This window comes from bacterium (genome assembly GCA_036524115.1).
GTDB lineage: Bacteria > JAUVQV01 > JAUVQV01 > JAUVQV01 > DATDCY01 > DATDCY01.
In genome coordinates this window covers 1-3924 of the sequence record DATDCY010000161.1, presented here as the reverse complement: position 1 = coordinate 3924, position 3924 = coordinate 1, and the positions used below count along the sequence as shown (strand labels likewise).

General features: G+C 73.0%; 5 protein-coding genes. All 5 read right to left on the bottom strand.

The annotated features are described in order from the left end of the window. The coding region (locus tag VI078_07930; protein ID HEY5999216.1) for a 2-oxoacid:acceptor oxidoreductase subunit alpha at positions 1-340 on the bottom strand (340 nt) is incomplete at its 3' end. A gap of 14 nt (positions 341-354) precedes the next feature. Then, positions 355-693 (bottom strand): 4Fe-4S dicluster domain-containing protein, encoded by a 339-nt coding sequence (locus VI078_07925; protein ID HEY5999215.1) that lies wholly within the window; start codon positions 691-693, stop codon positions 355-357. Further along, entirely contained in the window at positions 690-1628 is a 939-nt protein-coding gene (gene sucD / locus VI078_07920; GenBank protein ID HEY5999214.1) for a succinate--CoA ligase subunit alpha, read from the bottom strand. The genes VI078_07925 and sucD overlap by 4 nt, the downstream gene beginning before the upstream one ends. Position 1629: 1 nt before the next feature. Continuing rightward, positions 1630-2796 (bottom strand): ADP-forming succinate--CoA ligase subunit beta, encoded by a 1167-nt coding sequence (sucC, locus tag VI078_07915; GenBank protein HEY5999213.1) that lies wholly within the window; start codon positions 2794-2796, stop codon positions 1630-1632. After that, a partial coding sequence (locus VI078_07910) for an aconitase family protein (protein ID HEY5999212.1) occupies positions 2793-3924 on the bottom strand: 1132 nt, incomplete at its 5' end. The genes VI078_07910 and sucC, both read right to left, overlap by 4 nt.

Sequence of the window (3924 nt, the reverse complement as noted above, 5' to 3'; positions counted from 1 at the left end):
GCCCCGTCGACGGCCCGGCGCGCTGCACGTCGACGATGACGCACGGGGTCTCGGTGACCAGCCCCAGCCCGAGGTTCTCCATCATCAGCGAGAAGCCCGGCCCCGATGTGGACGTCATCGTCTTCTGCCCGCCCCAGGCCGCGCCGAGGATCGCCGCCATCGAGGCGATCTCGTCCTCCATCTGGATGTAGACGCCGCCGAGCTTCGGCAGCCGCTCGGCCATGCGCTCGGCGATCTCGGTCGCCGGCGTGATCGGGTAGCCCGCGAAGAAGCGGCAGCCGGCCGCGATCGCCCCCTCGGCGCAGGCGGTGTCGCCGTTGATGAACCAGGTGCCGGTCATGGCGTGCGGCGTGATCACGACTTCGCCCCCTTGCCGGCGCCGACCGGCTCGGCGGCGGGCGTCGCCTCATCAGCGGGCCGCGCCTTGCCCGGCGGCTGCGTGATCTCGGTGGAGTGGATCGCGAAGTCCGGGCAGAGCACCTCGCAGAAGTGGCAGTTGACGCAGTGGGCGCCCGCCTTCACCTCCGGCGGGTAGTAGCCCTTGGCGTTGAAGGTCGCCGAGCGCTCGAGAACCTTCTTCGGGCAGAACTCGATGCAGATCCCGCAGCCCTTGCAGCGCTCGCGGTCGACGCGCACCGCGCCGCGCGGCACGGTGACGCGGTCGGCGTCCAGCGGCGTGCGCCAGTACTTCACGCGCCGGCCCCCTTGCGCCGCCGGGTCGGCTTCTTCGCGACTGCCGGCTTCTCGGCGCCGCGGCGCTCGAACCAGGCGGCGACGGTCTCGCCCATGCGCGCCGGGTTCTCGATGACGGTGACGCCCGCCTCGCGCAGCGCCGCGGCCTTGCCCGGCCAGCCGCCCTGGCCGTGCGAGATCACGGCGCCGGCGTGGCCCATGCGCTTGCCCGCCGGGGCGGTGCGGCCGGCGAGGAAGGAAAAGACCGGCTTGTTCACGTGCTCGGTGATGAACGCCGCCGCCTCCTCCTCCGCGCTGCCGCCGATCTCGCCGAGGAGCACGATCGCCTCGGTCTCCGGGTCTTCCTCGAAGAGCGCGAGGCAGTCGACGAAGGTCGTGCCGATGACCGGGTCGCCGCCGATCCCCACGCAGGTCGACTGGCCGAGGCCGCGCCCGGTGAGCTGGTGGACGACCTCGTAGGTCAGCGTGCCGCTGCGCGAGATCACGCCGACCGTCCCCGGCGTGTGGATCGAGCCGGGCATGATGCCGACCTTCGCGGAGGCCGCCGGCGTGATCAGCCCGGGGCAGTTCGGGCCGATGAGGCGCGCGCCGTGGACGTGGACCTCGCCGACCGCCAGCAGCGTGTCGCGCACCGGGATGCCCTCGGTGATGCAGACGATCAGCCCGATGCCGGCCGCCGCCGCCTCGCAGATCGCGTCCGCGGCCCACGGCGGCGGCACGAAGATCACGGAGACGTCGGCGCCGGTCTCGCGCACGGCGTCCTCGACGGAGCTGAACACGGGGATGCCCTCGTGCGTCGTGCCGCCCTTGCCGGGGGTGACGCCGCCGACGATGCGCGTGCCGTACTCGGCCATGCGGCCGGCGTGGAAGCTTCCCTCCTTGCCGGTGATCCCCTGGACGATGACGCGGGAGGTGCGATTCAGCAGGATGCCCATGTCAATTGCCCCCCGCGGCGATCGCGACCGCGCGCCGGGCGGCGGCCTCCAGGTCGTCCTCGACGATGAAGGGCAGACCGGACTCCGCGAGCACGCGCCGCCCTTCCTCCTGGTTGGTGCCGACCAGCCGCATGACCATCGGCAGGTTCGCGCCGGCGGCCTTCACGCCCTGGATGAAGCCGCGCGCGAAGACGTCGCAGCGCAGGATGCCGCCGAAGATGTTCACGAAGATCGTCCTGACCGCCGGGTCCTGGAGGATCAGCCGCAGCGACGAGGCGACCTTCGCCGAGTCCGCGCCGCCGCCGACGTCAAGGAAGTTGGCCGCCCGGCCGCCGAGGTGCGCGAGGATGTCGACCGTCGACATCGCCAGCCCGGCGCCGTTGACGACGCAGCCGATGTTGCCGTCGAGGTGCACGTAGCTGACGCCGATGTGGTCCGCCTCGCGCTCGACCGGGTCGGTGATGTCGCGCCGCGCCGTGTCCGCGAGCAGCCGCTGGCGGTAGGCCGCGTGGTCGTCGAGGCCGATCTTCGCGTCCAAGGCCACGATGCGCTCGTCGGCGGTGACGGCCAGCGGGTTGATCTCCAGCAGCGAGCAGTCCAGCTCGCGGAAGAGCGTCAGCAGCCGGCGCACCGCGTCGTGGTAGGCGGAGGCCGCGCGGCCGCTCAGGCCGAGGCCCGTGCTCAGCGAGCGCGCCTGGAAGGGCCAGATGCCGGAGGCCGGCGTGATCGAGACGTGCAGGATCGCGCGCGGGTCGCGGGCCGCGATCTCCTCGACCTCCATGCCGCCGGCCGCCGACGAGATCACGGCCTCGCACCCCTGCGAGCGGTCGATCGTGAAGGCGAGGAACATCTCGCGCGCGATCTTGACCTGCTCCTCGACGAGGACGGCCTCGACGGGGTCGCCCTTGGGGCCGCTCTGCGTCGTGATCAGGTGGCGGCCGATCATGCCCGCGGCGGCCGCGGCGGCCTGCTCGGGCGTGTCGACGAGCTTGACACCGCCGGCCTTGCCGCGCGCGCCGGCGAGGATCTGCGCCTTGACGACGATCGGGCCGCCGATCTCGCGCGCCACGGCCGCGGCCTCCTCGGCGGAGTGCGCGACGCGCCCGCGCGGAATGGCGATGCCGGCGGTCGCCAGCAGGGTCTTGGCCTGGTACTCCTGCAGGTTCATGGCTGCGCCTTTCTTGCCTTGACGAACGCCAGCGCGCCACCGGCCCGCACGATCTCCAGATCGCGCGGGGCGAGCGAATGCTTCAGCGGGATCGACTCGGCGCCGACCTGCAGCGACGCGCTGCCCAGGTCGAGGTCGGCGAGGTCGAGCCGCACCCGCTTGCCCTGCGCGACGCGGTCGTAGTCCTCCTCGCGGGCGAAGGTCAGCGGCAGGATGCCGAAGTTCACGAGGTTCGCGGCGTGGATGCGCGCGAAGGACTTGGCGATGACGGCGCGGACCCCCAGGTACATCGGCGCCAGCGCCGCGTGCTCGCGGCTGGAGCCCTGGCCGTAGTTGCGCCCGCCGACGACGAAGCCCGTCCCCGCGCGCTTGGCCCGCGCCGGGAACTCCGGGTCCACCGCCGCGAAGACGAACTCGGCGATCGCCGGGATGTTCGAGCGAAGCGGCAGCACCTTCGCGCCCGCCGGCATGATGTGGTCGGTCGTGATGTCGTCGCCGACCTTGAGCAGCACCTCGCCCTCGAGGTTCTCGGGCAGCGGCTTGCCCTCGGGCAGCGGCTGGATGTTCGGGCCGCGCACGATCTCCACCGTCGCCGGGTCGGCCGCGGGCGGCAGGATCATCCCGTCGTCGACGAGGAAGGCGCGCGGCGGCTTGACGGCTGGCGCCGCGCCAAGGTCACGCGGGTCGGCGATGAAGCCCGCGACCGCGGAGGCGGCCGCCGTCTCCGGGCTGACGAGGTAGACGTTAGCGTCCTTGGTGCCGCTGCGCCCCTTGAAGTTGCGGTTGAAGGTGCGCAGCGAGGTCCCGCCGGTGGGCGGGGCCTGCCCCATGCCGATGCACGGGCCGCAGGTGGACTCGAGGATGCGGGCGCCGGCGCCGACGAGGTCCGCGAGCGCGCCGTTGGCGGCGATCATTCCCAGCACCTGGCGCGAGCCGGGCGAGATCGTCAGGCTGACGCCCGGGTGCACGCGCCGGCCGCGCAGGACGGCGGCGACGGTCATCAGGTCGCGGAACGACGAGTTCGTGCACGAGCCGATGCAGACCTGCTGCACCGGCGTCCCGGCGAGCGACTCGACGGTGCGCACCGCGTCCGGGCTGTGCGGCGCGGCCGCCAGCGGCACGAGCGTC